This is a genomic window from Pseudarthrobacter sp. 1C304 (genome assembly GCF_052245515.1).
Taxonomy (GTDB): domain Bacteria; phylum Actinomycetota; class Actinomycetes; order Actinomycetales; family Micrococcaceae; genus Arthrobacter.
The window spans coordinates 35,630-62,321 of the sequence record NZ_JBQQCH010000005.1 but is presented as its reverse complement, the minus strand read 5'-3'; the positions used below and the strand labels follow the sequence as shown (position 1 = coordinate 62,321).

Sequence of the window (26,692 nt, the reverse complement as noted above, 5' to 3'; positions counted from 1 at the left end):
TCCTCCCGGTAAATTCTGGATGACCATCGCCGGCAACGGGGAACGAGACCGCTGACCGTCAACTCTGCAGATTGGGCAACAGGTGGAAATCACCATCATGGTGGCGCTGGTAATAGCGCTGGCACTTTTCTTTGACTTCACCAACGGATTCCACGACACCGCCAACGCGATGGCCACGCCCATCGCGACCGGCGCCATCAAACCGAAAACGGCAGTCGCCCTCGCGGCAGTGCTGAACTTGGTGGGCGCCTTCCTCTCCACGGAGGTGGCCAAGACGGTGTCGGGCGGCATCATCAAGGAAGGATCGGACGGGGTCCAGATCACCCCGGACATCATCTTCGCCGGGCTGATGGGCGCCATCCTCTGGAACATGATCACCTGGCTGAAGGGCCTGCCGTCGAGTTCCTCGCACGCGCTCTTCGGCGGGCTGATCGGCGCCGCCATTGCCGGCATCGGAATCCACTCGATCAACTTCGAAAGCCTCATGCAGAAGGTGATCCTCCCCGCGATTTTCGCCCCGATCATCGCCGGCGGCGTGGCGTACCTGTGTACCAAACTGGCCTACGCGCTGACGGCCCGCCACGACCCGGAATCGGGCACCAAGCTCACCCAGAAGCGCGGCGGCTTCCGCACCGGCCAGATCTTCACCTCCAGCCTGGTAGCCCTGGCCCACGGGACCAACGACGCGCAGAAGACGATGGGCATCATCACGCTCGTGCTGATCGCCGCGGGCACCCAGGCACCCGGGACCGGACCGCAGTTCTGGGTCATCGCCTCGTGCGCCTTCGCGATTGCCATCGGCACGTACTCCGGCGGCTGGCGGATCATCCGCACCATGGGTTCCGGCCTGACTGAAGTCAAGCCGGCCCAGGGCTTCGCCGCCGAATCCAGCACCGCCTCCGCCATCCTCGCCTCCTCGCACCTCGGTTTCGCCCTGTCCACGACGCAGGTGGCCTCCGGCTCCGTCATTGGCTCGGGCATGGGCCGGCGCGGCACCAGCGTCCGCTGGGGAACCGCCGGACGGATCGCGATTGGCTGGCTCTTCACCCTCCCTGCCGCCGGCATCGTGGGTGCACTCACCGCCCTGCTGGTGATGACCGGCGTCGTGGGCGTCATCATCGCCGCGGTGGCCGGGACAGCGGCTGTGCTGTACATGTTCCTGCATTCGAAGAAGTCCCATGTGGGGCACCACAACGCCGTCGAGGTCGAGGAAGCCGGCCAGGCTGTGCGTTTCCGGAAAAAGAAAAAAGCCATGTCTGCGAGCACGGCCAACGACGAGCCGAAGGACGAACTGTAATGAAGTGGCTGGAACTGGTGCAGGTGGCGGGCGCAACGCTCGTCGCGGCAGTGACCGTTGTGGTCCTGTACTCCCTGGGGGTCCGCCTGACCGCCATCGCCGGCGACGTGAGTGAACAAAAGCCGTCCTGGCTGCGGCCCCTCGCCTACGTGTGCTTCGGCCTGTGCGGTGCCGCCGTGCTGTTCGGGCTGTACCTGATCATTCCGTACTTCAGCGGGTAACCGGCGTACGCTGGGGCCATGGCCGGATTCCAGTATTTTGTCGCGTCCTCGCTGGACGGGTTCATCGCCACGGGTGATGACAATCTCGACTGGCTGCTCCAGTTTGACGGGTTCTCCGGCGGACAGGAGAGCTACAACGCCTTTATGGCCGACGTCGGCTGCATCGTCATGGGCGGTGACACCTACGCCTGGCTGCGGAAACACGAACCGGATTCCTGGCCGTATCCGGCGACGCCGTGCTGGGTGTTCACCCACCATGAGTACTCGGTGCCCCGGGGCGCGGACGTAACCTTTGTCCGCGGGCCGGTGGCCGAATTCGTGGAGGACCTGAGATCCGCCGCGAAGGGCCGGAACGTCTGGATCGTCGGCGGCGGCGTCCTCGCAGCCCAGTTCGCGGACGCGTCCGCCCTGGACGAGATCATCATCTCGATCATTCCCGTGGTGCTGGGCCGCGGCAAAGCGGTACTGCCGCTGGCCGGCCCGACGGCGCCGCTGGAGCTGGTCTCTTCACACACCATGGGCCGCGGCATCGTGGAGCTCCGCTACCGCTTGGGGTCCGGCCCGGCGTAGCGCCGGCGTGACTGGGGCGCGCGTGGCTAGGGCGCGATGTCGCGGATCAGGTTCGTGATCCGCGCCGTGGACAGCCGGCGGCCCCGCTCGTCCGTCATCACAATTTCATGGGTGGTGAGGGTGCGGCCGAGGTGGATGGCCGTGCAGGTGCCGGTCACGGTGCCCGCGGTGACGGCGCGGTGATGCGTTGCGCTGACGTCGATCCCCAGCGCCTGCCGCTTGGGCCCGGCGTGCATTCCGGCGGCAAAGGAACCCAGCGTTTCGGCGAGGACCACGTGCGCGCCGCCGTGCAGGATGCCGGCCACCTGCGTGTTGCCCTCCACGGGCATGGTGCCGACCGTCCGTTCGGGACTCATCTCCAGGAAATGGATGCCCATCTTCACCACCAGGGCGCCCACGCCGTACTGTCCCAGCCAATCGTGCATGTGCTCGGGAATCCCGGCGGCCGCCAGCTCGGCCGCGTACGGGCCCGGCGTGAAATTGTCCGTCATGGCAACTAGGCTGGCACCTGTGAGCGAAACTACCAAACCGGCCCTTTCCACCCTGCCTGCCGACACTGCGGGGTCCGCCGACACTGCAGCGGACATTTTCCCGGCACCGGCGGCTGCGCCAGCGGGTGCAGGCAAGCCCGCCCGGAAGTCCGCCCGGGCAGCGGAACCGGTTTCCGCCACCGAGGCGCCCGTGATTCCCCTGACGGACCAGCCCCGCCTCCTGGTCCTGGACGGGCACTCCATGGCGTTCCGGGCATTCTTCGCCTTGCCCGCGGACAAGTTCTCCACCTCCACCGGGCAGCACACCAACGCGATCCACGGGTTCACGTCCATGCTCATCAACCTGATCAAGGAGCAGAAGCCGACGCACGTCGCCGTCGCCTTCGACGTCTCGGACGACACCACCCACCGCAAGGCCGAGTACAGCGAGTACAAGGGCGGCCGCAACGAGACCCCCCGCGAGATGAGCGGCCAGATCGACCTCATCGACAAGGTCATGGGCGCCTGGGGCATCAAGACCATCAAAATGCCCGGCTATGAGGCCGACGACATCCTGGCCACCCTCGCCGCCATGGGGGAAAAGGCGGGCTTCGAGGTGCTCCTCGTCTCGGGCGACCGCGACGCCTTCCAGCTCATCACGGACAACGTCTTTGTCCTGTACCCGCGCAAGGGCGTCAGCGACATTCCCAAAATGGATGCCGACGCCATCCAGGACAAGTACTTTGTCAGCCCCGCGCAGTATTCGGACCTCGCCGCCCTGGTGGGGGAGTCGGCAGACAACCTCCCTGGCGTCCCCGGCGTCGGGCCCAAGACGGCGGCGAAGTGGATCAACCTGTACGGCGGGCTGGAAGGCGTCCTGGAGAACCTCGACTCGATCGGCGGCAAAGTGGGCGATGCCCTGCGCGAGAACGTGGAGGACGTCAAGCGCAACCGGCGGCTGAACCGGCTCCACACGGACCTTGAGCTTCCGGTGGCACTGGAGGATCTCGCGGACCCGCGGCCGGACCAGGCTGCCCTCGAGGAGTTGTTCGACGCGCTCGAATTCAAGACAATCCGCACCCGGCTCTTCGCGCTCTACGGCAGCGAAGTCACCGAGGCTGAGCGGGAAAGCCTGGACACCCCGGACTTCGTGACCCCGTCAGGCGCTGCCGAGCTGTCCGACTTCCTGGCAGCCGGCGCCGGCACCCGCGCGGCCGTCGCCGTCGACGTTGTGCCGGGCCGCATCGGTGAAGACGCCGCGGCCGTGGCCATCGTCCACGACAAGGGGGCCGCCTACATCGACCTCGCCAGCCAGGACGCCGCCGCCGAGAACGTCCTGGCCGACTGGCTGAAGGACGCGGGTGCGGCCAAAGTCATGCACGGCTACAAAGCCGCCCTCAAGGCGCTCTCCAGCCGGGGCCTGGGCCTGGAGGGCGTGGTGGATGACACCTCCATCTCCGGCTACCTGATCCAGCCGGACCGCCGCAGCTACGAACTCGCCGAGCTGGCCCAGCACCACCTCAACATCAGCGTCTCCACCGAGGCGGCCAAGGCCGGCCAGCTGGAGCTGGCGTTCGACGGCGATGACGCGGCCGCCGCGGGCGCGCTGGTGCACGTCGCCGCCGTCGTGCAGGCCCTGAGCCGGTACTTCGAGACGGAACTGGCCGAGCGCAAGGCCCAGGACCTGCTGACCACCCTGGAGCTGCCCGTCAGCCGCGTCCTCGCCGACATGGAACTCGCGGGAATCGCCATCGACATGCAGCGGATGGACGAGCAGCTGGCGGATCTGGCCAAGGTGATCGACAACGCCCAGGAGCTGGCCTTCGCGGCCATCGGCCACGAGGTGAACCTCGGGTCGCCCAAGCAGCTGCAGACCGTGCTTTTTGAGGAGCTGGGGCTCCCCAAGACCAAGAAGATCAAGTCCGGCTACACCACCGACGCCGCGTCGCTCAAGAACCTGCTGGAGAAGACCGGGCACGAGTTCCTGGTCCAGCTCATGGCCCACCGTGAGTCCTCCAAGCTGCGGCAGATGCTGGAGTCACTGAAAAAATCTGTCGCCGAGGACGGCCGCATCCACACCACGTACGCGCAGAACGTCGCGGCCACGGGACGGATCTCCTCCAACAACCCGAACCTGCAGAACATCCCCATCCGCAGCGAGGAAGGCCGGCGCGTCCGCGGCATCTTTGTGGTCAGCGAAGGGTACGACTGCCTGCTGTCCGCGGACTACTCGCAGATTGAAATGCGCATCATGGCGCACCTCTCGGGGGACGCCGGCCTGATCCAGGCCTACAAGGACGGCGAGGACCTGCACCGGTTCGTCGGGTCCAACATCTTCCATGTGCCCACCGACCAGGTGACCAGTGCCATGCGCTCGAAGGTCAAGGCCATGTCCTACGGCCTGGCCTACGGGCTGACCTCGTTCGGCCTCTCCAAGCAGCTGGAGATTTCCGTCGACGAGGCCCGGACCCTCATGAAGGACTACTTCGACCGGTTCGGAGCCGTCCGCGACTACCTCCGCGGCGTGGTGGACCAGGCCAGGATCGACGGCTACACCGCCACCATCGAAGGCCGCCGCCGCTACCTCCCGGACCTCACCAGCACCGACCGCCAGCTCCGCGAGAACGCGGAACGGATCGCGCTGAACTCGCCCATCCAGGGCTCCGCCGCGGACATCATCAAGCGCGCCATGCTGGGTGTGGCCGGAGCGCTGGCGGAGCAGGGCCTGAAGTCCCGCATGCTGCTGCAGGTCCATGATGAACTGGTCCTCGAGGTGGCGCGTGGAGAGCGTGAGGCCGTGGAGAAGCTTGTGACCGAGCAGATGGGCGCCGCGGCGCAGCTGACCGTCCCGCTCGAGGTCCAGATCGGCATCGGCTCCAGCTGGTACGAGGCCGGGCACTAGACCGGCCCCGGCGGGGTGGACCGCTCGGGACCGGTGAGCGTCCTCTCAGCCGTTCCTGGTGTCGAGGCGCCGCTGCTTGAGGCGTTCGAGCAGCTTGTGCTCGGCGTCTTCGCCGGGGGCAATGCCGGACGGTATGCGGAAGAAGAGGACCAGCCCGAGCACCCACCACAGCCCAAAGAGGATCCAGGGCGGTGGGGTGAGGGCTGCCGGCATGCCGGGGAGGTAGAGGCTGAGCAGTCCCAGGCACAGCACCACGGCCGCAATGCCGATCACGATGCCGCCGTTGCCTTGCCCGCCGACGCGGAGCGGCCGGTCCATCCCGGGTTCGCGGCGGCGCAGGATCACGAACACCACCGACACCAGGATGTAGGCGATCACGATGCTTGGTGCGCCGGAGTCCACCAGCCAGCCGAGCATTGATACGCCGAAGAACGGTGCGAGAAAGGACAGCGCACCGATGAACAGCAGCGCGTTGACGGGTGTGCGGTAGCTGGGATGCAGCTTGGCGAACCACGCCGGCAACATCCCGGAGCGGGCCATCGAGTACATCAGCCGTGAGGCCCCGAGCAGCAGCGAATTCCACGAGGTCAGGATCCCGGCAATTCCGCCGGCAATCAGGATCTTGGCCATGATGTCGCTGCCGAACAGCGCCCCCATGGCATCGGCCGTGGCAATATCCGCCTGGGCGATGTCCGCCGCCGGCATTGCCGAGGCCGTGGTCAGGACCGTCATGACGTACCAGATCGTGGCGAGCAGGACGGCGACTGCGACGAGCTTACCGAGCTGCCGTGCCGGGATGTTCACTTCTTCCGCGGACTGGGGGATGACGTCGAAGCCAACGAAGAGAAACGGAACCACCACGAGGACCGCGAAGTACCCGTTGATGCCGCCGGTGAAGAATGGCTCCATGTTCGTCGCCGACCCGCCGACGAAAGATCCAAGGACAAGCATGAGGCCAATGACCAGGAGGAAAACCACCACGAACGTCTGGGCGGCTCCCGCCAGCTTGACGCCGAGGATGTTGATTCCGGTGATCACCACCGCCGCAACAGCTCCCACCAGCGCCCAGGTGAGGTGCACCTGGTACCCGGCTACTTCCCAGAGCGGAACCTGGCTTAGATCAGGGAAGAGGTACTGCGCGGTTCGAGGCAGCGCCACAGCTTCAAAGGCAACGATCGTGATGTAGCCGCCTGTGATGGCCCAGGATCCAATGAAGGACCAGCGCGGACCCATGCCGCGGAGCAGGAAGTTGTGCTCACCACCCGCTTTGGGCATGGCCGCGGTCAACTCTGCGTAGGTCAACCCCACCACCATCATGATGGCGCCGCCGGTCACCATCGCCAGAACAGCACCCATCGTGCCGGCGGATGCTATCCAGCCTCCGGTGAGCACCACCCAGCCGAAGCCGATCATGGCGCCGAAGCCGAGGGCCAGGGCGTCCCAGTTGCCCAAGACTTTCAGCAGGGAAGTGTCGGGCGTGTCTTCAGCCTGGGAAACATTCATGAGTCCTCACTAGGTCTGTTGGCCGGGGCAGGAATAGAGCCGTGGCGCCGGCCGCCCGCCCCGCCTCTGACGCGTGCCACGCCTTGTTGCACTCGGAGCTATGAAGTTGTTGGCACATTGTGCAACAGCATGGAATGCGATGGCTAGAGTTTCCGGGGCGCACAGGGAGGCGAGGTGTGGCCGCGCGCAGTACCCGCCGGCCCGCGGGTACTGGTGGCGGCCGCAGACCTTGGCTAGGCTCGTCAGGTCCTGAAATCCCGCATGCTGCTGCAGGTCCATGATGAACTGGTCCCTGAAGTGGCGCACGGAGAGCGTGAGGCGGGCACTAAACCGGCCCCGGCGGGGCGTTTGGCAGAATTCCTAGGGGGAAAGCACGTGGGAGAGCAGTACGAGATCAGGCGTTTCACGCCGGCGGCCAAGGACCACCCGGCGTACCCGGAGGCAGTCGCCTGGATGCGCGCCGTGGCCTTCGGGTTCCACGATTCCCGCCGCAGCGATGAACGGGTCGACAAGGGCCTCGAGATGCAGCGCGCGGACGGGCGCGTGATGACCGGCGCCTACCAGACCGGGCCCGTCGCCGACCACGCACTCGGTGCCGAGGTGCCGGTGGCGACGTTCGGGACGATGACCAAAACGCTGAATGTCGGCTTCGGGCGGCTGCTGGACACCCGGCTGGTGACTGCGGTCACCGTGCGGACCTCGCACCGCCGCCGCGGGCTGCTGCGCCGGATGATGGCCGAGGAGCTGGGGCTGGCGCGGCAGGAAGGTTTGGCGATGGCCGCGCTGACCGCCTCCGAAGCGTCCATCTACGGACGTTTCGGCTTCGGCGTCGCGACGTCGGAGCAGTCGGTCAAGGTGGACACGAGCGCGCGGTTCGTGGTGGACCACACCCCTGTCGGCACCGTCGAGGTGGCTGATCCCAAGGTGCTCCTGGAGCTGGCCCCGGTGATCTTCGACCGGCTCCACCGCCAGACGCCGGGCTCCGTGGGCCGGCACGAGTTTTACCGGCAGTTCGCCTCGGGTTCCGTCAGCCGCGACGACGGCGATGACCCGAAGGTCAAGGTCGCGCTGCACTACGGCCCCGACGGGGACGTGGACGGCTATGTGTCTTACAAGTTCGGCGGCTGGTCCAGCACCCCGTACACCATGGAGGTGGTCGACCTGGTGGCGGCCACACGGGCCGCCTACCTGGAGCTGTGGCAGTACCTCGGAGCCATCGATCTCGTCGAACGCGTGACGTGGGACGAGGCGCCGGTGGACGACCCGCTTCCGTGGGCGCTCCGGGATCCTCGCTGCGTCAACGCCTCGGACGCCCGGGACATGCTGTGGCTGCGGATACTGGATGTGGAGAAGGCGTTGGGTGCCCGGCGCTACTCGTCCGACGGCGTCCTGGTGCTTCGCGTCCGGGACCCTCTCGGCTTCGCGGCCGGCACGTTCTCGCTCTCGGTGAGCGGCGGGGAAGCGGCTGTGCAGGCAGCGGCGGACGGTGCTGAACCGGACCTGGCCCTCGACGTCGCGGACCTTGGATCCATCTACCTGGGCGGTGTCTGCCCGGTCACCCTGGCCACCGCCGGGCGTATCACCGAGCACGCACCCGGGGCGGCGCTGACAGCGAAACGCATGTTCGCCGTCGAACGCGCACCGCACTGCCTGACGCACTTCTAGGGCGGCCTCCGCCGCCCCCTCGCGCTTTGACCCCCGTTCATCAAAGCGACTAGACTAAACGGGCGTGCACTACGTGTGCGCATTAACAATCCACAAATCAGGATGACCCGGCGTTGTGCCGTGTTCTGTGCCCGTGTCGCCGACGCGGGCGCAGCGGTTTGCCTGACCGACTAACTATCCACAACGGAGCCCCTACTACATGACCATCACCTCCACCGAGAAGCCCGGTACCCCCGTAGTCGCGATTAACGACATCGGTACCGCTGAGGACTTCCTCGCAGCAGTCGACGCCACCATCAAGTACTTCAACGACGGGGACCTCGTCGAAGGTACCGTCGTCAAGGTCGACCGCGACGAAGTTCTGCTCGACATCGGTTACAAGACCGAAGGTGTCATTCCCTCCCGCGAGCTGTCCATCAAGCACGATGTTGATCCCGGTGACGTTGTCGCCGTCGGCGATCTCGTCGAGGCCCTGGTGCTCACCAAGGAAGACAAAGAAGGCCGCCTGATCCTCTCCAAGAAGCGTGCTCAGTACGAGCGTGCCTGGGGCGACATCGAGAAGGTCAAGGAAGAAGACGGCGTCGTTACCGGTACCGTCATCGAGGTTGTCAAGGGTGGTCTTATCCTCGACATCGGTCTGCGCGGCTTCCTGCCCGCATCCCTCGTCGAGATGCGCCGTGTGCGCGACCTTGCTCCGTACATCGGTCAGCAGATCGAAGCCAAGATCATCGAGCTGGACAAGAACCGCAACAACGTTGTGCTGTCCCGCCGTGCATGGCTCGAGCAGACCCAGTCCGAGGTCCGCTCCACGTTCCTCAACAAGCTGGAAAAGGGCCAGGTCCGTCCCGGCGTCGTTTCCTCCATCGTCAACTTCGGTGCCTTCGTGGACCTGGGCGGCGTAGACGGCCTCGTTCACGTTTCCGAGCTGTCCTGGAAGCACATCGACCACCCGTCCGAGGTTGTCGAAGTTGGCCAGGAAGTCACCGTCGAGGTTCTCGAGGTCGACCTGGACCGCGAGCGCGTTTCCCTGTCGCTCAAGGCTACGCAGGAAGATCCGTGGCAGACCTTCGCCCGCACCCACGCCCTCGGCCAGGTTGTTCCGGGTAAGGTCACCAAGCTGGTTCCGTTCGGCGCGTTCGTTCGCGTTGAAGACGGCATCGAAGGCCTGGTCCACATCTCCGAGCTCGCCGTGCGCCACGTTGAGCTGGCCGAGCAGGTTGTCTCCGTTGGCGACGAGCTGTTCGTCAAGGTCATCGACATCGACCTCGAGCGCCGCCGTATCTCCCTCTCCCTCAAGCAGGCCAACGAGGGCGTCGACGCCGAGTCCACCGAATTCGATCCGGCTCTCTACGGCATGGCCGCCGAGTACGACGAAGAGGGCAACTACAAGTACCCGGAGGGCTTCGATCCGGAGTCCAACGAGTGGCTTGAAGGCTACGAGACGCAGCGCGCCGTCTGGGAGCAGCAGTACGCTGACGCCCAGACCCGCTGGGAAGCCCACAAGAAGCAGGTTGCCCAGCACGCTGCCGACGACGCTGCAGCTGCAACGTCCGGCGAGAGCGATTCCGGCACCACCAGCTACTCCTCGGAGCCGGCTGCTGAGTCGAACGCAGGCGCCGGTACCCTGGCATCTGACGAGGCTCTTGCCGCACTGCGCGAGAAGCTGACCGGCAACTAATTGCCTCAGGTTCCCGGGAGTCCGCTCCCGGAGCCTGGCAGTTGCCAGCTTGAAGTAGCACCGTAAAGGTGGCCGTCCCCTTGGGGGGCGGCCACCTTTCGTTTTAAGGACATGCCCATTCTTGGCCGCGGCCGTGGGACACAGGGTCTTTATGTCCGTTTCCCGGCCCGGCCGGGGGACATGTCCGACGGCGGCTGTGGGCGAGGCAGGGCACATCGGCGTGTGGTTCCGGCCTGGGCGGGCTTCCGTCGGGCACTATTGCCTGATGGATCCGATCAATGCGGCCCGGGACTTCGTCGCGGAGAGACACCCCGACGCCGTTGCCTCCATCCTTGGGGGCAGCACGGCCCGGGGCCGGAGTACCCCCACGTCCGATCTCGACATCGTGGTCCTGTACCCCAACGGCGGCGCCAACTACGCCCGGACGACGCGTTTCCGTGGGCAGATTGTGGAGGAGTTTGTCCACACGCCGGCCAGTATCAGCTTCTGGTATGCGCGGGAGCGCGCCGAGCGCTGCGCAGTCCTCGGCGACCTCTGCGCCGAAGGGATCCTTCTCACCGGCGCAGGCAGCGGGCTTGCGGAGTCATGGCAGCGGGACGCCCGGCGGTACATGCAACGCGGCCCGGAGCCGCTGACGGCTGAGGAACGGGATCTGCGCCGCTACGAGCTGAGCAACTCCCTCGATGACCTGCGGGGCGCCGTGGTTCGAGCTGAGTCCTTTGCGACGTCCGCCGAGGTATTCCAGCAGTCGGTGGAGCTCCTGTTGCTGCAGCACGGCAAGTGGCTGGGAAAGGGCAAATGGCTGGTCCGCCGGCTGGAACAGCTGCCCGCGAATGACACCGCCACCGGGCTGCTGAACTGGGCGGGCTCCCCGGACCACAGCGCGGAGCGTCTGAGCCACCTCGCCGCCCGGGTATTGGATGCCAGCGGCGGACACCTGATGGACGGATTCCTTCGCGGATCGCTTCTTACCCCCGGCACAACCCCCTAACTTTGCGCCGCCCTGGGCCTGCGCAGTTCGACCACACAGCCGGAGCGAGTGCAGCGCGGGACATGCTCATCCTTGGGCGCAGTGAGTGGACATACTGGCGTTATGTCCAGTGGCGCGGGTCAGTGTGGCGCATGTCCGACGGCGGCCTGCGGCTCGTGTGACGCTGTGCGGGGGACATGCTCATCCTTGGCCGTGGTGAGTGGACATACTTGTGTTATGTCCCGCGGTGGGCGTGAACGTGGCGCATGTCCGGTGGAGGGTGTGGGGTGACCGGGGGACATGTCCAGTGGCGGGCGCTCCGGGCAGGGTTTATCTATCTAGCGCAGGGCAATCCTGGCTTTGACCGGGACCGCGGCGGTGCGCGATGCCTCGCCCTCCTCGAAGGCCGCCCCGGCGGAGCGCAGGAGGGCCAGCGCGGCGGTATTTCCTGCCGTGGTGTCGGCCTCCAGGAACGCCGCGCCGGAGGCCGCTGCCCGCTCGGTCACCAGCCGGAGGGCCTCCCGCGCGATTCCCTTGCCCCGGTGGCTGCGGGCCAGCCAGATCCCGGTTTCCAGGGTGTCCGGGCCGGTCCGCCTGAGCCGGATGGAGCCGGCCAGCTTCCCGCCGGCACTGATGGCCCAGCTCTTCTGCTGCGCGGGCCCGTCGAGGCCGGCGGCGGCATGGTGGTACTCGCGGAACCAGCTGATCCGTTCCGAATTCCAGCCGGCGGCACTGCCCAGCGGCGGCGTCACCTCGTCGGCGTCCGCGTCCTGGATGGCCACCACCAGCAGCTGCTCCAGGACCGCCCCGGAGACGTCCACGAGCCGGACCGGGGGCTGCGGCAGCTCAGGTGAGGGGGACATCCATCCACTCCGTTCCTCCGGGCAGCAGGGCGGCGGTTCCGGCTGACAGCGCGGCGAGCCGTTCACCCGCCCGGGCCAGATCCGCCGGATGGTCCGGCAGTGCAAGCTTCAGAACTGTAGTCTGCGCCTCATAGGCCGTTTCGGCCATGACGTAGCCCGCGGCGCGCAGGTCATTCTCCAGCCGGCCCGCCCCGGCGTGCGGGACGCCCACCGCGCAGATCCGCAGCCTGCGGCGCTGCACCAGCGCTGCCCGGTCCAGGGCGGCGGTCACGGATTCGGAGTACGCACGGACCAGCCCGCCGGCGCCCAGCAGGATGCCGCCAAAATACCGGACGACGACGGCGGTCACGTCGCTGAGGTCGGTGACGCCGGGTGCCGTCTCGCGCTTCAGCAGCGCGTCGAGCATGGGGATGCCGGCGGTGCCGGAGGGTTCGCCGTCGTCGTTGGACCGCTGGACGTCGCGGTCCGGCCCCAGCACGAACGCCGAGCAGTGGTGCCGCGCATCGTGGAACTCCCGGCGCAGCCCGGCGAGCAGCGCCCGTGCGCTGTCCTCGTCCCCGGTGCGCTGCAGGACGGTGATGAAGCGGGAGCGTTTCACCTCGATCTCGTGGCGGAATGCCGGGCCGGCCGCCAGCGTGCTGTACACGGTGGCCCTGCTCTCCGGGAAAACCGCCTCTTCAGCCACCCGATCAGTTTAGTCTGGTGGGGTGCTGAAAATCGGGTTGACGGGCGGCATCGCCTCAGGCAAGTCAGTGGCCGCCGCGCGCCTGCGCGAACTCGGCGCGGTGGTGATCGACGCCGATGCCCTCGCCCGGGAAGTGGTTGAACCCGGCACGCCCGGACTCGCGCAGGTGGTGGAGGCTTTCAGCCGGGCCGTGCTGGCGCCGTCGGGCGGCCTGGACCGGCCCAAGCTCGGCGCGCTTGTCTTCGGAAACCCCGAACGGCTCGCGGTGCTGAACGGCATCATCCACCCCCTCGTCCGGGAGCGGGCCGCCGCGCTGGCAGCCGGTGCCCCGAAGGGTGCGGTGGTGGTCCAGGACATCCCGCTGCTGGTGGAAACCGGCCAGGGCGCCAATTTCCACCTCGTGGTGGTGGTGGACGCCCCCGGGTCCGTCCGGGTGGAGCGCATGGTGCAGCACCGGCAGATGACCCCGGAGCAGGCCCGCGCCAGGATGGCCGCCCAGGCCTCCCGGGAGGACCGGCTCGCGGCGGCCGACGTCGTCCTGGACAATTCCGGGTCGAAGGAAGAACTGCGCGACGCCGTCGACCGGCTCTGGAAGTTCCGGCTTGCGCCCTTCGCCGGGAACCTGGCCCGGCACCGCCTCGCCCCGCGCACCGGCGGGCCGGTGCTGGTCCCGGCCAACCCGGACTGGCCGGCGCAGGCCGAACGGCTCATGGCGCGCCTGCGGGCGGCGGCGGGCCCGGACGTCCTGGCCCTGGACCATGTCGGATCCACCGCTGTCCCCGGGCTCGCCGCGAAGGACGTGCTGGACCTCCAGCTCGGCGTGGAAAACATGGCCGCCGCGGACCGGATCGCCGCGGTCCTGGCCGACGCCGGTTACCCGGCCTGGCCGGGGACTGCCGCTGACAATCCCAAGCCCCCGCACCCGGACCGCGCGGACTGGCCCAAACGGCTGCACGGCAACGCGGATCCCGGGCGGGCGGTCAACCTCCACGTCCGGGCCGTCGGCTCCCCGGGCTGGCGGTTCGCATTGTGCTTCCGGGACTGGCTGCGCGACGACGCCGCCGCCCGGGCCGACTATCTGGCCGAGAAACGCCGGGCCGCCAAGCTTCACGGCGTCGACAAGTCCACCGCGGGCTACGCCGCCGACAAGGAAGGCTGGTTCACGGACTACGCCGCGCCAAGGATGGACGCGTGGGTGCAGCGCACCGGATGGCAGCCGCCGTCGCACACCACCGGGGCGCCCGGTACCGCCCAAAGCTGAATCAGGACATCACGTCGCACCCCAGCGGTAGATTAGGTACATGAGTCTCGCCCAGCAGATCAACCGTGTCGTGGCACCCTTCGAGGTCATCAGCGAGTTCCAGCCGGCAGGCGACCAGCCGGCCGCGATCGCCGAGCTGACGGAGCGCATCAATAACGGCGAGAAGGATGTGGTGCTGCTCGGCGCCACCGGCACCGGTAAAAGCGCGACGACGGCGTGGCTGATCGAGCAGGTCCAGCGGCCCACCCTCGTGATGGTGCAGAACAAGACCCTGGCCGCCCAGCTCGCCAACGAATTCCGCGAACTGCTGCCGAACAACGCCGTGGAGTACTTCGTCTCCTACTACGACTACTACCAGCCCGAAGCCTACGTGGCGCAGACGGACACCTTCATCGAGAAGGATTCCTCCATCAACGAGGAAGTCGAGAGGCTCCGGCACTCCGCCACCAACGCCCTGCTGACCCGCCGCGACGTGATCGTGGTGGCCACCGTCTCATGCATCTACGGCCTGGGCACCCCGGAAGAGTACATCGCCGGCATGGTGACGCTCCGCAAGGGCGCCGAGATGAACCGGGACGACCTGCTCCGGAAGTTCGTCTCCATGCAGTACGCCCGCAACGACGTGGACTTCCACCGCGGCACGTTCCGGGTGCGCGGGGACACCGTGGAGATCATCCCGATGTACGAGGAGCTCGCCATCCGGATCGAGTTCTTCGGCGACGAGATCGAGAACATTCAGACCCTGCACCCGCTGACCGGCGAAGTGCTGCGCGAGGAAGAGGAAATGTATGTTTTCCCGGCCTCGCACTACGTCGCCGGGCCGGAACGGATGGGCCGGGCCATCAAGCGGATCGAGGACGAACTGGCGGACCGGCTCAAGGTCCTGGAGAGCCAGAACAAGCTGGTCGAGGCGCAGCGGCTCCGGATGCGCACCACCTACGATCTCGAGATGATGCAGCAGATGGGCTTCTGCAACGGCATCGAGAACTACTCCTCGCACATTGACGGGCGCGAGCCCGGCAGCGCCCCGCACTGCCTCCTGGACTACTTCCCGGACGACTTCCTGCTGGTCATCGATGAATCCCACGTCACCGTGCCCCAGATCGGCGCGATGTACGAAGGCGACATGTCCCGCAAGCGGAACCTCGTCGACTTCGGGTTCCGCCTGCCCTCCGCGATGGACAACCGCCCGCTCAAGTGGGACGAGTTCCTGCAGCGCGTTGGGCAGACGGTCTACCTGTCCGCGACGCCCGGCAAGTATGAGCTCGGCAAGGCGGACGGGTTCGTGCAGCAGATCATCCGGCCCACCGGCCTGATCGACCCCGAGGTCATCGTGAAGCCCACCAAGGGCCAGATCGATGACCTGCTGGGGGAAATCCGCACCCGCACCGCCAAGAACGAACGCGTCCTCGTCACCACGCTGACCAAGCGGATGGCCGAGGACCTCACCGATTACCTGCTGGGCCACGGCGTGAAAGTGGAGTACCTGCACTCCGACGTCGACACGCTGCGCCGCGTGGAGCTGCTCCGCGAACTGCGCATGGGGGTCTTTGACGTCCTGGTCGGCATCAACCTGCTCCGCGAAGGCCTGGACCTCCCGGAGGTGTCGCTGGTGAGCATCCTGGACGCAGACAAGGAGGGCTTCCTGCGCTCGTCGACGTCGCTGATCCAGACCATCGGCCGTGCCGCCCGCAACGTGTCCGGCCAGGTCCACATGTACGCGGACAAGATCACCGATTCCATGGCCCACGCCATCGACGAGACCAACCGCCGCCGCGCCATCCAGGTCGCCTACAACACGGAGAAGGGCATCGACCCGCAGCCGCTGCGGAAGAAAATCGCCGACATCACCGACCAGATCGCTAAGGAGGACGCGGACACCCGCGAGCTCCTCGCCGCCGCGGGCAAGGCCAAGGGCAAGGGCAAGGGTACCGCCAAGGTCCGGGCGGACGGCCTCGCCGCCGCACCGGCCGAGGACCTGGTGGGCCTGATCGAGCAGCTGACGGAACAGATGCACGCCGCCGCCGGGGAACTGCAGTTCGAGCTCGCCGCACGGCTCCGCGACGAGGTGGGGGAGCTGAAGAAGGAGCTGCGTCAAATGCAGTCCGCGGGGCATGCCTAGGGTAATGTGGGGCGGACGTAGGGGAGTATCCCAAGCGCTACGATCGTCAACACGCACGGCACAGATGCCCTGCCGGGCGTAGCGGGCGGCCAGGCAGTCCCAGGTACCTCAGTACCGGACGCCAGCCAGCCGGAGAGACTTACACCGCACCGTCACACCCTGCGAAAGGTATCTTCGTGCCCGAACTTCCCGTCTGGTTCGAGATCGGCTCCTTCGTCGTTCTCGGCATCATCCTGGCCATTGACCTGCTGCTGGTCCTCAAGCGACCGCACGAGCCCTCCATGAAGGAGGCCGGCCTGTGGGTGTCCTTCTACATCGCCCTCGCCCTGGTCTTCGCCGGTGCCATGTTCGCCTTCACCGGGCCCGAATACGGCGGGCAGTTCCTCGCCGGCTGGGTCACTGAATACAGCCTCAGTATCGACAACCTCTTCGTCTTCATCATCATCATGGCCCGCTTCTCGGTACCCCGTAAGTACCAGCAGGAAGTGCTGATGGTGGGCATCATCATCGCCCTGATCCTCCGCGGCATCTTCATCCTGCTCGGCGCGATCGTGATCGAACAGTTCAGCTGGGTCTTCTACATCTTCGGCGCCTTCCTGCTGTGGACCGCGTGGAAGCAGGCCCAGGACGACGGACACGAGGAAGAGGACAAGGAAAACCCCCTCATCGCCCGCATCCGCAAGGTCCTGCCGATGTCGGAGAAGTTCGACGGCGGCAAGCTCCGCACCGTGGTGGACGGCAAGAAGGTCTTCACCCCCATGCTGATCGTCTTCGTGACCATCGGCCTCACGGACCTGCTCTTCGCGGTGGACTCCATCCCGGCCATCTTCGGCCTGACCCAGAGCGCGTTCATCGTCTTCACCGCCAACATCTTCGCCCTGATGGGCCTGCGGCAGCTGTACTTCCTGCTCGGCGGCCTCATGACCCGCCTGGTCTACCTCAAGCACGCGCTCTCGGTGATCCTTGCGTTCATCGGCGTGAAGCTGGTCCTGCACGCCATGCACGTGAACGAGCTGCCCTTCATCAACGGCGGCCAGCACATCGAATGGGCCCCCGAGATCCCGACGTTCGTCTCGCTCGGCGTCATCATCGGCACCATCCTCATCGCCGTGATCGCCAGCCTGCTCAGTTCCAAGGCCACGCAGTCCCCGGTCGACGAGCGGCTCGTGGACGATGCGCGGAAGAGCATGAGCGACGCGGAATAACCCTGCGGTTCGGCTAAGCTCGGACCGTGAAAATCTTTGACGCAACAGCAGTAAACAGTACGGCGCTGGATCCCCAACGGATCCAGCGCCGTACTGTTTGGGTGCTCAGCGCCGCGCAGCTCCTCAGCGGCATCGGCAGCGGCGCCAGCCTGTCCGTCGGGTCCCTGCTGGCCGTCCAGCTCTCCGGCTCCAACGCGTGGGCCGGGTCGGTCACCACCACCATGACCCTCGGGGCCGCGGCAGCCGCCCTGCCCCTCGCCGGGCTGGCCGGGCGCCGCGGCCGCCGGACTTCGCTCGTCACGGGTCTGCTCGCGGCCATGGCCGGGGCCCTGCTGGTGATCGTGTCCACGGTGACGCTGAACTTTCCGGTGCTGCTGGCGGCCGCCGCCCTGCTGGGCCTCGGCACCGCCGCCAACCTCCAGGCCCGCTTCGCCGCCGTCGACCTCGCTGCCCCGGAGCACCGCGGCCGGTCCCTCGCGATCGTGGTGTGGGCCGTGACCATCGGGGCCGTGGCCGGGCCCAACCTGATCCGTCCCGGCGCCATCGTCGGGGAAGCACTCGGCCTCCCGGCGCTGGCGGGCCCGTTCGTGTTCTCCGCCGCCGGGCTGGCGATGGCGGCACTGCTGCTGCTCTTCGGACTGCGGCCGGACCCGCTGCTGCTCGCCGCACGGCTCCGCTCGGGCAGTCCGGCGGAGGCCGGCGCCAAAGGCACGTCCGCAGCCCGACGGCAGCACGGCCTCCGTCACGGACTGCGCGCCATCAAGGCCTCGCCGCGGGCACGCCTTGCCCTCCTCGCAGTGATCGCCGCCCACGGCTGCATGGCCGCGGTCATGTCGATGACGCCCCTGCACCTGCAGCTGCTGACCGAGGGCCCACTGGCCGGCATGCCGGACGGACACGCCCACGCGGCCAGCACTGACGTCCTGGTCCTGATCGGCTTCACCATCTCGCTGCACATCGCCGGGATGTACGCGCTCTCACCGGTGATGGGCTGGTTGACGGACAAGACGGGCCGGCTGACGGTCATCCTGCTGGGGCACGGGCTGATCCTGGTCTCGGTCCTCGTGGCCGGCTTCGGGCAGTCCCAGCCTGTCCTGGTGACGGTGGGGTTGGTGTTGCTGGGCCTGGGCTGGTCCGCGGCCACCATCGCGGGGTCCACCCTGCTCGCCGAAAGTGTGGGCGCCGACGACCGGGTCCTGGTTCAGGGCGTCTCGGACACCATGATGGGGGTCGCGGGCGCGGTCGGGGCGGGGTTCTCCGGGCTGGTGATGAGCGGGGTCGGCTATCAGGGCCTGAACCTGGCGGCCGCCGCCGTGGCGCTGGCGGTGCTGGCGGCCGCGGTGGGCGCTGCCGCCCGGGACCGCAGCGCCCCGGCCCCGGCCTAGGCAGCGGAGGGCCGGCCCCGGGTTAGGGACGGGCCCCGGGTTAGGGACGGCCCCGGTTCGGGGACGGGCCCGGGTTAGGGGCGGCCCCGATTTACGGACGGCCCCGATTTACCGACGGACGGAGCGGGTCAGCCCAAGGAGCCGGGCGAAGATGCCCTCGCCGTCGTCGGCGATGCCGTCATGGTGGAAGTCCGCCGACTCCCAGACCTGCAGGCCGCGGACCGCCGCGGCAGTTTCGAGGGAGAGCTCCCGGTCCACGTAGATGTCCTCGCTGTACACGGCCGCGGCCGCCGGCACCGTGTTGCGAGCCAGCTGTTCCGGGTCGTACAGCGCCGGCCAGTCGTCCTTTTCGGCGAGCAGCAGGGCAACGTTCTGCAGCGGCCGGAGGGCGGGGTCCTGCTCGAAATACCAGGGGTAGACCATCTCGCCGGTGAGCAGCGGCTCGGGGGCTTCCGGGGAGAACTCCGGGAAGTCCTGCAGCACCCGCCAGGCGGCCCAGTCGGTGGGTTCGCCCTGGCCGTAAATGGATTCGTGCATCAGGGCGTACAGCGGGTTGGCCGAGCGGGACACCAGGCCGCGGACCTGCTCCAGGAAGGCGTCCGAGAGGCGCTCCCCGCCGGGCGTCCCGACGAAGGCGTCCTCCAGCAGGTGGTGCAGGGCATCCACCCGGGTGTTGCCGCCCAGGAAGGAGCCCACCATCTGGAAGCGTTCCACGGTGAGCCGCCCGCCGTCGGGCAGGAATTCCTCCGTGTCACGCAGGTGCCGGGCGATCCGGGTGACCGCCGCACGGTCCTCGGGGTACCGGGCGAAATATTCCGCGTTGCGGGCGGCCACCCGCTGGAACGTGGCCTGGTAGACCCGGTCTGCCGGGCCCGTCAGCGGGGCGAGCCCTCCGGTGATCAGCACTTCCCGGAGGCCCTCCGGGGCGAACGAGAGGTAGCTGAGCGCGCAGAAGCCGCCGTAGCTCTGGCCGTAGACCGTCCACGGTCCGGACCCGAGGGCCAGCCGGATCGCCTCCGCGTCGGCCACAATTGAATCCGCCCGGAAGTGCGTCAGGTACTCCACCTGGTCGGCGTCGTTGCCCCGCAGCGGGAGGGTGTTGCGGTCGATCGCGGAGGACAGTCCGGTGCCGCGCTGGTCCAGCATGAGGATGCGGAAATCCTTGGCCGCGGCCTTGCTCCAGCCGCCCAGGGACGGGAAGCGGTTGCCGCGTCCGCCAGGGCCGCCCTGCAGGTACAGGAGCCAGGGGAGCCGGGCGGCCTCCTCTTCGCTGTGGTCCGCGGAAACGTACTCACGGGCAAAGACGGTGATGGTCTCCCCGGGCGTCCCGTCGCCGGTGAAATGGTCCAGCGGTACTTCGAAGTAGTGCTCCGCTGTGCGCATTCCCCGGTATTCGTGCCGGGCCTTGACGGTGTGCGGCACCGGCGGACGTGCGGCCTCCAGCAGGTCCGCGGCGCCGGAGCCGGTCATGGGGAGGTCCGCCCCGGGGGCGGGCCGGTCACCCACGGGCCGGCACCTCCCGGGCACCGGTCCGGAGCTCGCGGCCGCCGAAGGCTTCCAGCGCCTCACCGGTGAGGCGGAAGGTGGACCAGTCCGACATCGGGTTGGCGCCCAGCTTCTTGTAGAAATTGATGGAGGGCTCGTTCCAGTCCAGGACGCTCCATTCCACGCGTGCGTAGCCGCGTTCCACGGCCGTTGCCGCCAGGTGCTGCAGGAGGGCCTTGCCGTGGCCTTCGCCGCGGGCCTCGGGACGCACGTACAGGTCTTCCAGGTAGATGCCGTGGACACCTTCCCAGGTGGAGTAGTTCAGGAACCAAAGCGCGAAGCCGCGCACGTCGCCGGCCTCGTTCTCTGCCATCGCCGCGTAGACCCGCGGGTTCTCGCCGAACAGGACCTCGGTGAGCATCTCGGGGGTGTTCCGGACGGCGTCCGGCTCCTTCTCGTAGATGGCCAGGTCATGGATCATCTGGAGGATTGCGGGGACATCGTTTGCCGTGGCGGGCCGGATTACACTCATTGTCCGAGTTTACAAGCCGCCCGCAGCCGCCTCGGCTCCGCCGGCTCCCCGCCGAACCACAGCGTCGGCAACTAAGCGCGTCGCTCAGGCTCTGCCGCCACGTTCCGCGACGCGGTTCCTGTCCTGCGCGGCCTAGAAATCCTGGCGCGGCGGGTATACGGGCGCGCAGGGCACTTGGCGCGTCGTGCAGCAGGATCCGCATCGCCAGGCCCGGGTCGTGGCGTCAGGCAGAAAGCGTGTCGCCGGGCCCGGCGCCTAGAGCCGGTTGACGTCCGTGACCCGCACGACGGCGGTGCCCGTCTCGTCCGACGCGGCCAGGTCCACCTCCGCGGAGATGCCCCAGTCGTGGTTGCCGGCGGGGTCCTCGAAGATCTGCCGGACCTTCCAGGCCCCCGGCTCCTCGGTGATGATCAGCAGGCCCGGGCCGCGGGCGTCGGGGCCGGTGCCGATGTCGTCGTGCTCGTCGAAATAGTCATCCAGCGCGTCCTCCCAGCGCTCGGCGTCCCAGCCGGAGCCGGCATCGAGGTCACCGAGGGCGGCGGCATCCTCGTCCGCGAACAGCTCCACCCGGCGGAACATCTCGTTGCGGACCATCACCCGGAAGGCGCGGATGTTGGAGGTGAGTGACGGCGGCGGGGGCGGGGGAGCGTCGTGCGGCGTCGGGGCCTTTCCGGAGGTGAGCTCCTCCCACTCGTCCAGCAGGCTGGAGTCCACCTGGCGGACCAGTTCGCCGAGCCAGGCGATGAGATCCGCCAGGTCCTCGCGGAGCGCGTCCTGCGGGACGGTCTGCCGCAGCGCCTTGAAACCGTCGGCCAGGTAGCGCAGCACGATCCCCTCGGACCGGGCCAGGCCGTAGAACTGCACGAACTCGCCGAAGTTCATCGCCCGCTCGTACATGTCCCGGACCACGGATTTGGGGGCCAGCTCGAAATCGCCGATCCACGGGGCGGCCCGGCGGTACACGTCGAAGGCCTCGCCCAGGAGCTCCGCGAGCGGCTGCGGGTAGGAGACCTCCTCCAGCATGGCCATGCGCTGGTCGTAGTCGATCCCGTCGGCCTTCATCGCGGCGATGGCCTCACCGCGGGCCTTCTTCTGCTGTGCGGAGAGGATCTGCCGGGGTTTCTCCAGGGTGGATTCGATCACGGACACCACGTCCAGGGCGTACGACGGCGACTCCGGATCCAGCAGCTCCAGCGCGGCGAGCGCGAAGGGGGAGAGCGGCTGGTTCAGGGCGAAGTTGGCCTGCAGGTGCACGGTGAGGCGGACGGTGCGCCCGTCCGCGCCCTGCTCGGAAGCCGGGATCCGCTCCACCACGCCGGCGGCCAGGAGCTCCCGGTAGATGCCGAGGGCCTTCTTCATGAGCTGCAGCTGGGAGGAGCGGGGCTCGTGGTTTTCGGTCAGCAGGCGGCGGGCGGCCGCAAACGGGTCCCCGGGCCGTTCCATCAGGTTCATCAGCATCGCGTGGGTCACGGTGAAGCTTGAGACCAGCGGGTCCGGGACGGACTCCACGAGCCGCTTGAAGGTGGGCTCGCCCCAGGACACGAAGCCCTCCGGCGGTTTTTTCTTGACCACCTGGCGGAGCTTCTTCTGGTCGTCGCCGAACTTGGCGATGGCCTTGGCCATCGCCTTGACGTTCTCCGTGACGTGCTCGGGGGCCTGCACCACCACGGTCCCGGCGGTGTCGTAGCCGGCCCGTCCGGCCCGTCCGGCGATCTGGTGGAATTCGCGGGAGTTCAGCAGGCGGGTGCGGACGCCGTCGTACTTGCTTAGCGCGGTCAGCAGCACCGTGCGGATGGGGACGTTGATGCCCACGCCGAGGGTGTCCGTGCCGCAGATGACCTTGAGCAGGCCGGCCTGCGCGAGCTGCTCCACGAGGCGGCGGTATTTGGGCAGCATGCCGGCGTGGTGGACACCGATGCCGTGCCGGACGAGCCGGTTGAGGGTCTTGCCGAACCCCGCCGCGAACCGGAACCCGGCAATCAGCTCCGCGATCCTGTCCTTTTCCTCCCGGGTGCAGACGTTGATGCTCATCAGGTTCTGCGCCCGGTCGATCGCCTCCACCTGGCTGAAGTGCACCACGTACACGGGGACCTGCTTGGTGGCCAGCAGCTCCTCAAGGGTCTCGTGGACCGGGGTCTGTTCGTAGTAGTAGTGCAGCGGGATGGGCCGTTCCACGGAACTGACAGTCGTCGTCGGACGCCCGGTCAGGTCGGTGATCCCGGCCTCGAAGCGGCTGACGTCGCCCAGGGTGGCCGACATCAGCAGGAACTGCGCCTGCGGAAGTTCCAGCAGCGGCACCTGCCAGGCCCAGCCGCGCTGCGGGTCGGAGTAGAAGTGGAACTCGTCCATGATGACGGCGCCCAGTTCGGCGGCGGCGCCCTCGCGGAGGGCGATGTTCGCCAGGATCTCGGCGGTGCAGCAGATGATCGGGGCGTCCTGGTTGACGCCGGAGTCGCCGGTGATCATCCCCACGTTCTCCGCGCCGAAAATCTCGCACAGGGCGAAGAACTTCTCCGAGACCAGGGCCTTGATCGGGGCGGTGTAGTAACTGCGCTGCCCGCGGGCCATGGCCTGGAAGTGGACGGCGATGGCTACGAGGGACTTGCCCGAACCGGTGGGGGTGGCAAGGATGACGTTGGAGCCGGAGGCCAGCTCCATGATGGCCTCGTCCTGGGCGGTGTACAGGGCAAGGCCGCGGGTTTCCGTCCACTCCACGAACCGGGTGTAGAGCTCGTCCGGGTCGAGGCCGGCCGTGCCGGGGACGCGGGCTGCCGGGGCGGGGAGCTGATCAACAAGTTTCATTGCTTCCCAGCTTAGTGGCCGGCGCCGCAGCACCCGTCCCGCGGCGCCTGCGCCCGGGCGCCCAGGCTGCACGCGCGCCGCCCGGCCCGGGCGCGGTTCCTTGGCTGCCGTCCCGGCCGGGGATAGGCTTCGGGACGTCGCAACGTTGACGGTGACTGGAGGAACGCATGAAGTGGGACCCCGCCAAGTACGTGCAGTTCGGGGACTACCGGGACAGGCCTTTCTTTGACCTGACGGCCCGGATCCACGCGGACGCCCCGCGGCACGTCGTGGACCTGGGCTGCGGCCCCGGGAACCTGACGGCCACCCTCGCCGAGCGCTGGCCCGCGGCGCACGTCACCGGCCTGGACTCGTCCCCGGAGATGCTCGTCCGGGCGGAGGCCCACGCCGGGCGGCTGCCCAACTTGTCCTTCGGCCAGGCGGATATCGCCGGCTGGATGCCCGCGGCCGGGACGGACGTTGTGGTCACCAACGCCGCCCTGCAGTGGGTTCCCGGCCACCGCGCCATGCTCAGCCGCTGGCTGGAGGCCCTCAGGCCGGGGGCGTGGTTCGCGCTGCAGGTGCCCGGGAACTTCAATGCCCCCTCGCACACCCTGATGCGGGGCCTAGCGGAGTCCGGCGCGTGGGCGGACCGGCTCGCCGGGGTGCTGCGCCATGACGACGTCACCGGCGGCCCGGAGGAGTACCTGGACATCATGCTCGACGCCGGCTGCGATGCGGACGCGTGGGAGACCACCTACAGCCAGCTCCTCCCCGGCGAAAACCCCGTGCTGGAATGGGTGCGCGGCACCGGGCTCCGGCCCGTGCTTGCCGCCCTGTCCGCGCCCGAGGCCCGTGAGTTCGAAGCCGACTATTCGGCGCGCCTGGCCGAGGCCTACCCGGCCGGCCCGCACGGCACGGTGTTCCCGTTCCGCCGGATTTTCGCTGTGGCCCGCAAACGGGAATGAGCCGCGGCCGCTGACGGGGCGGCCCGCGACGGGGCCGGCCGCCGCGGGGCTGGCCCCCTTGTGGCACCGGAGCACGACACCGGGGCATGACAACGAGGCACGGTGTGATCGTGCTTACAATGACCGGGCAGCGTGGGGGCGGCTGCATCGGCGAACCCTGATCCGTGCCCTGTACAAGTGATGGAGGTCCGGTGCTTATTGGCCTGATGGGCCGGCTGCTGGCTGCCCGCAAGGGGACCGTGCTGGCCATCGTCCTCCTGCAGCTGGTGCAGACCACCGCCAACCTCCTCCTCCCCACCCTGAACGCGGCCATCATCGACGACGGGGTGGTGCGCGGCCAGGTCCCGGCAATCCTGCAGCTGGGGTCCTGGATGGCCGCGGCCGCCCTGGTGCAGGTGGCCTCTGCCATCGCCGCGGGCTACCTCGGCGCCGTCGCGGCGATGGAACTGGGCCGGCAGCTGCGCGGGGAGCTGTTCGCCAAGGTGCAGTCCCTGTCATCCCAGGAGGTGGGCTCCTTCGGTGCCTCCAGCCTGGTGACGCGGGCCACCAACGACGTCACCCAGATCCAGAACCTTGCGGTGCTGGTGTTCACCATGCTGGTCGCGGCGCCGGCGATTTTTGTCGGCGGCATCGTGCTGGCCATGCACCAGGACATCGTCCTGTCCGGCATCGTGGTCGCGGTGGTTCCGGTGCTCGCGGTGATCATGGCCCTGATCGTCCGGCGGCTGGTGCCGCTCTACCGCCAGGGCCAGGACCTGATCGACCGCGTCGGCCGGGTGCTGCGCGAGCAGATCATCGGCGCCAACGTCATCCGCGGCTTTGTGCGGCAGGGCCACGAGATCCGGCGCTTCGACGCCGTCAACAAGGACCTGACGCAGAACAACCTGCGGTCGGCGCTGCTGGTTGCCGGGATGATGCCGCTGATCATGCTGGTGGTCAACCTGTCCTCCGTCGGGGTGGTCTGGTTTGGCGGGCACCGGATCCAGTCCGGCGAGATGCGGATAGGCGCACTGACGGCGTTCATCGCTTACATCCTGCAGATCCTGATCGCCATCATGATGGCGATGTACGTCTTTATGACGGCCCCCCGCGCGGCGGCGTCCGCGGAACGGATCCAGGCCGTCCTGGACACGGTTCCGGCCATCACGGACGGCACCGGCGGCGGCGCCCTGAAGGGCCACGACGTGGTATTCACCGACGTTTCCTTCGCGTACCCCGGCGCTGAGGCCCCCGTCCTCGAAGGGGTCAGCTTCACGGCCGTCCCCGGAACCGTGACGGCGGTCATCGGCGCCACGGGCAGCGGCAAAACCACCCTGTTGAACCTGCTGCCCCGGTTCCTGGCCGCCACCGGCGGAACCATCAGCATCGGCGGCTGCGATGTGCGCACCCTGCCCCTGGAGGCCCTGCGGCGCCTGACCGCCGTCGTGCCCCAGCATTCCTACCTGTTCTCCGGGACGCTCGCCGCCAACCTCAGGATGGGTGCCCCGGCGGCGACGGACGAGGACCTCTGGCGGGTGCTGCGCAGCGCGCAGGCCGAGGGCTTCGTCCGGCGGCTGCCGCTGGGACTGGAAGCCCCCGTCAGCCAGGGCGGCACCAATTTTTCCGGCGGCCAGCGCCAGCGCCTGTGCATCGCGCGGGCGCTGCTCCGTGAGGCGCCCGTGTACCTGTTCGACGACAGCTTCTCCGCCCTGGACTACGGCACGGACCGACGCCTCCGCGAGGCGCTGGCGCCGCTGCTGAGCACGGCTACCGTGCTGGTTGTGGCCGAACGCGTCGCCACCATCGTGGACGCGGGGCTCATCCTGGTCCTCGAGGACGGCAGGGTGGTGGCGCAGGGGACACACCGGCAGCTGATGGAATCCTCGCCCAGCTACCGGGAGATCGCGGCCTCCCAGCTGGTGCTGGAGGAGACCCGGTGACCCCGGAGCAGGCGCTCGACGCTGAAACGGCTGCCGGAACCGAGGCCGGAGCCGAGGCGCCCGCGCCGCGCGACGCCCGGGACCAGCCCCTGGTGGACACGCCGTCCGGCGGCCGCAACCAGTCCCTCCCCGCCGTCTTCCCGGAGGAACCCCCGAAGGGCGTCCGCATCCACTGGCGCACCGCGCGGCGGCTGCTCGGACTGCTGCGGC

Annotated in this window: 20 protein-coding genes; 13 read left to right on the top strand and 7 right to left on the bottom strand. The window is 68.2% G+C overall.

The window, feature by feature from the left end; all coding sequences use genetic code 11:
• The first annotated feature begins 82 nt into the window (after positions 1–82).
• From ACTWQD_RS11460 to ACTWQD_RS11450, 3 genes are read left to right on the top strand one after another with little or no spacing between them, the layout of a single operon-like run.
• Positions 83–1,297: an inorganic phosphate transporter gene (locus ACTWQD_RS11460; RefSeq protein WP_443196249.1), complete on the top strand. Its 1,215-nt coding sequence runs from the start codon at positions 83–85 to the stop codon at positions 1,295–1,297.
• Positions 1,297–1,518, top strand: coding sequence for a hypothetical protein (locus ACTWQD_RS11455; protein ID WP_443196248.1), 222 nt, complete (start codon positions 1,297–1,299; stop codon positions 1,516–1,518). Before ACTWQD_RS11460 ends, ACTWQD_RS11455 begins: the two co-directional genes overlap by 1 nt.
• An 18-nt stretch (positions 1,519–1,536) precedes the next feature.
• On the top strand, positions 1,537–2,088 hold the full coding sequence (locus ACTWQD_RS11450; RefSeq protein ID WP_443196247.1) for a dihydrofolate reductase family protein: 552 nt from the start codon (positions 1,537–1,539) through the stop codon (positions 2,086–2,088).
• A gap of 26 nt (positions 2,089–2,114) precedes the next feature.
• Here the strand turns inward: ACTWQD_RS11450 and ACTWQD_RS11445 are convergent, their stop codons facing one another.
• Entirely contained in the window at positions 2,115–2,579 is a 465-nt protein-coding gene (locus tag ACTWQD_RS11445) for a hotdog fold thioesterase (RefSeq protein ID WP_443196246.1), read from the bottom strand.
• Positions 2,580–2,820: 241 nt separating this feature from the next.
• Here ACTWQD_RS11445 and polA point away from each other — a divergent pair, with 241 nt between their 5' ends.
• On the top strand, positions 2,821–5,460 hold the full coding sequence (polA, locus tag ACTWQD_RS11440; RefSeq protein WP_443196417.1) for a DNA polymerase I: 2,640 nt from the start codon (positions 2,821–2,823) through the stop codon (positions 5,458–5,460).
• 45 nt (positions 5,461–5,505) lie between these two features.
• On the opposite strand, the gene ACTWQD_RS11435 is transcribed toward polA, so the two are convergent.
• Complete coding sequence (locus ACTWQD_RS11435; protein WP_443196245.1) at positions 5,506–6,963, bottom strand: APC family permease; 1,458 nt, start codon at positions 6,961–6,963, stop codon at positions 5,506–5,508.
• 375 nt (positions 6,964–7,338) lie between these two features.
• On the opposite strand from ACTWQD_RS11435, the gene ACTWQD_RS11430 reads away from it, so the two are divergent.
• The 3 genes from ACTWQD_RS11430 (at position 7,339) to ACTWQD_RS11420 (ending at position 11,297) form a co-directional block, all read left to right on the top strand.
• On the top strand, positions 7,339–8,628 hold the full coding sequence (locus tag ACTWQD_RS11430; protein ID WP_443196244.1) for a GNAT family N-acetyltransferase: 1,290 nt from the start codon (positions 7,339–7,341) through the stop codon (positions 8,626–8,628).
• A gap of 199 nt (positions 8,629–8,827) precedes the next feature.
• Complete coding sequence (rpsA, locus tag ACTWQD_RS11425; RefSeq protein ID WP_066438196.1) at positions 8,828–10,306, top strand: 30S ribosomal protein S1; 1,479 nt, start codon at positions 8,828–8,830, stop codon at positions 10,304–10,306.
• A gap of 265 nt (positions 10,307–10,571) precedes the next feature.
• Complete coding sequence (locus ACTWQD_RS11420; protein WP_443196243.1) at positions 10,572–11,297, top strand: nucleotidyltransferase domain-containing protein; 726 nt, start codon at positions 10,572–10,574, stop codon at positions 11,295–11,297.
• A 317-nt stretch (positions 11,298–11,614) separates the two neighbouring features.
• Here the strand turns inward: ACTWQD_RS11420 and ACTWQD_RS11415 are convergent, their stop codons facing one another.
• Together ACTWQD_RS11415 and ACTWQD_RS11410 are read right to left on the bottom strand one after the other, a co-directional pair.
• Positions 11,615–12,139, bottom strand: a complete 525-nt coding sequence (locus ACTWQD_RS11415) for a GNAT family N-acetyltransferase (RefSeq protein ID WP_443196242.1) — start codon at positions 12,137–12,139, stop codon at positions 11,615–11,617.
• On the bottom strand, positions 12,123–12,824 hold the full coding sequence (locus ACTWQD_RS11410; protein ID WP_443196241.1) for an IMPACT family protein: 702 nt from the start codon (positions 12,822–12,824) through the stop codon (positions 12,123–12,125). The genes ACTWQD_RS11415 and ACTWQD_RS11410 overlap by 17 nt, the downstream gene beginning before the upstream one ends.
• A gap of 22 nt (positions 12,825–12,846) precedes the next feature.
• Here ACTWQD_RS11410 and coaE point away from each other — a divergent pair, with 22 nt between their 5' ends.
• From coaE to ACTWQD_RS11390, 4 genes are all read left to right on the top strand, one after another.
• Positions 12,847–14,085, top strand: a complete 1,239-nt coding sequence (coaE, locus tag ACTWQD_RS11405) for a dephospho-CoA kinase (protein ID WP_443196240.1) — start codon at positions 12,847–12,849, stop codon at positions 14,083–14,085.
• A 40-nt stretch (positions 14,086–14,125) separates the two neighbouring features.
• Positions 14,126–16,207 carry an excinuclease ABC subunit UvrB gene (uvrB, locus tag ACTWQD_RS11400; protein WP_443196239.1) on the top strand — a complete coding sequence of 694 codons (2,082 nt, stop codon included), beginning with the start codon at positions 14,126–14,128 and terminating at the stop codon, positions 16,205–16,207.
• 176 nt (positions 16,208–16,383) lie between these two features.
• Positions 16,384–17,412 (top strand): TerC family protein, encoded by a 1,029-nt coding sequence (locus tag ACTWQD_RS11395; protein WP_443196238.1) that lies wholly within the window; start codon positions 16,384–16,386, stop codon positions 17,410–17,412.
• A gap of 26 nt (positions 17,413–17,438) precedes the next feature.
• Positions 17,439–18,797, top strand: a complete 1,359-nt coding sequence (locus ACTWQD_RS11390) for an MFS transporter (RefSeq protein WP_443196237.1) — start codon at positions 17,439–17,441, stop codon at positions 18,795–18,797.
• A gap of 108 nt (positions 18,798–18,905) precedes the next feature.
• Here the strand turns inward: ACTWQD_RS11390 and ACTWQD_RS11385 are convergent, their stop codons facing one another.
• From ACTWQD_RS11385 to ACTWQD_RS11375, 3 genes are all read right to left on the bottom strand, one after another.
• Positions 18,906–20,267 (bottom strand): alpha/beta fold hydrolase, encoded by a 1,362-nt coding sequence (locus tag ACTWQD_RS11385; protein WP_443196416.1) that lies wholly within the window; start codon positions 20,265–20,267, stop codon positions 18,906–18,908.
• 28 nt (positions 20,268–20,295) lie between these two features.
• Positions 20,296–20,814: a GNAT family N-acetyltransferase gene (locus tag ACTWQD_RS11380; RefSeq protein ID WP_443196236.1), complete on the bottom strand. Its 519-nt coding sequence runs from the start codon at positions 20,812–20,814 to the stop codon at positions 20,296–20,298.
• 255 nt (positions 20,815–21,069) lie between these two features.
• Positions 21,070–23,616, bottom strand: coding sequence for a DEAD/DEAH box helicase (locus ACTWQD_RS11375; RefSeq protein ID WP_443196235.1), 2,547 nt, complete (start codon positions 23,614–23,616; stop codon positions 21,070–21,072).
• A gap of 167 nt (positions 23,617–23,783) precedes the next feature.
• On the opposite strand from ACTWQD_RS11375, the gene ACTWQD_RS11370 reads away from it, so the two are divergent.
• Together ACTWQD_RS11370 and ACTWQD_RS11365 are read left to right on the top strand one after the other, a co-directional pair.
• Positions 23,784–24,563, top strand: a complete 780-nt coding sequence (locus ACTWQD_RS11370; protein ID WP_443196234.1) for a trans-aconitate 2-methyltransferase — start codon at positions 23,784–23,786, stop codon at positions 24,561–24,563.
• A 206-nt stretch (positions 24,564–24,769) separates the two neighbouring features.
• The gene (locus ACTWQD_RS11365; RefSeq protein WP_443196415.1) at positions 24,770–26,482 is read left to right on the top strand and encodes an ABC transporter ATP-binding protein; all 1,713 of its coding nucleotides are present in this window, start codon (positions 24,770–24,772) and stop codon (positions 26,480–26,482) included.
• The last annotated feature ends 210 nt before the right edge of the window (positions 26,483–26,692 follow it).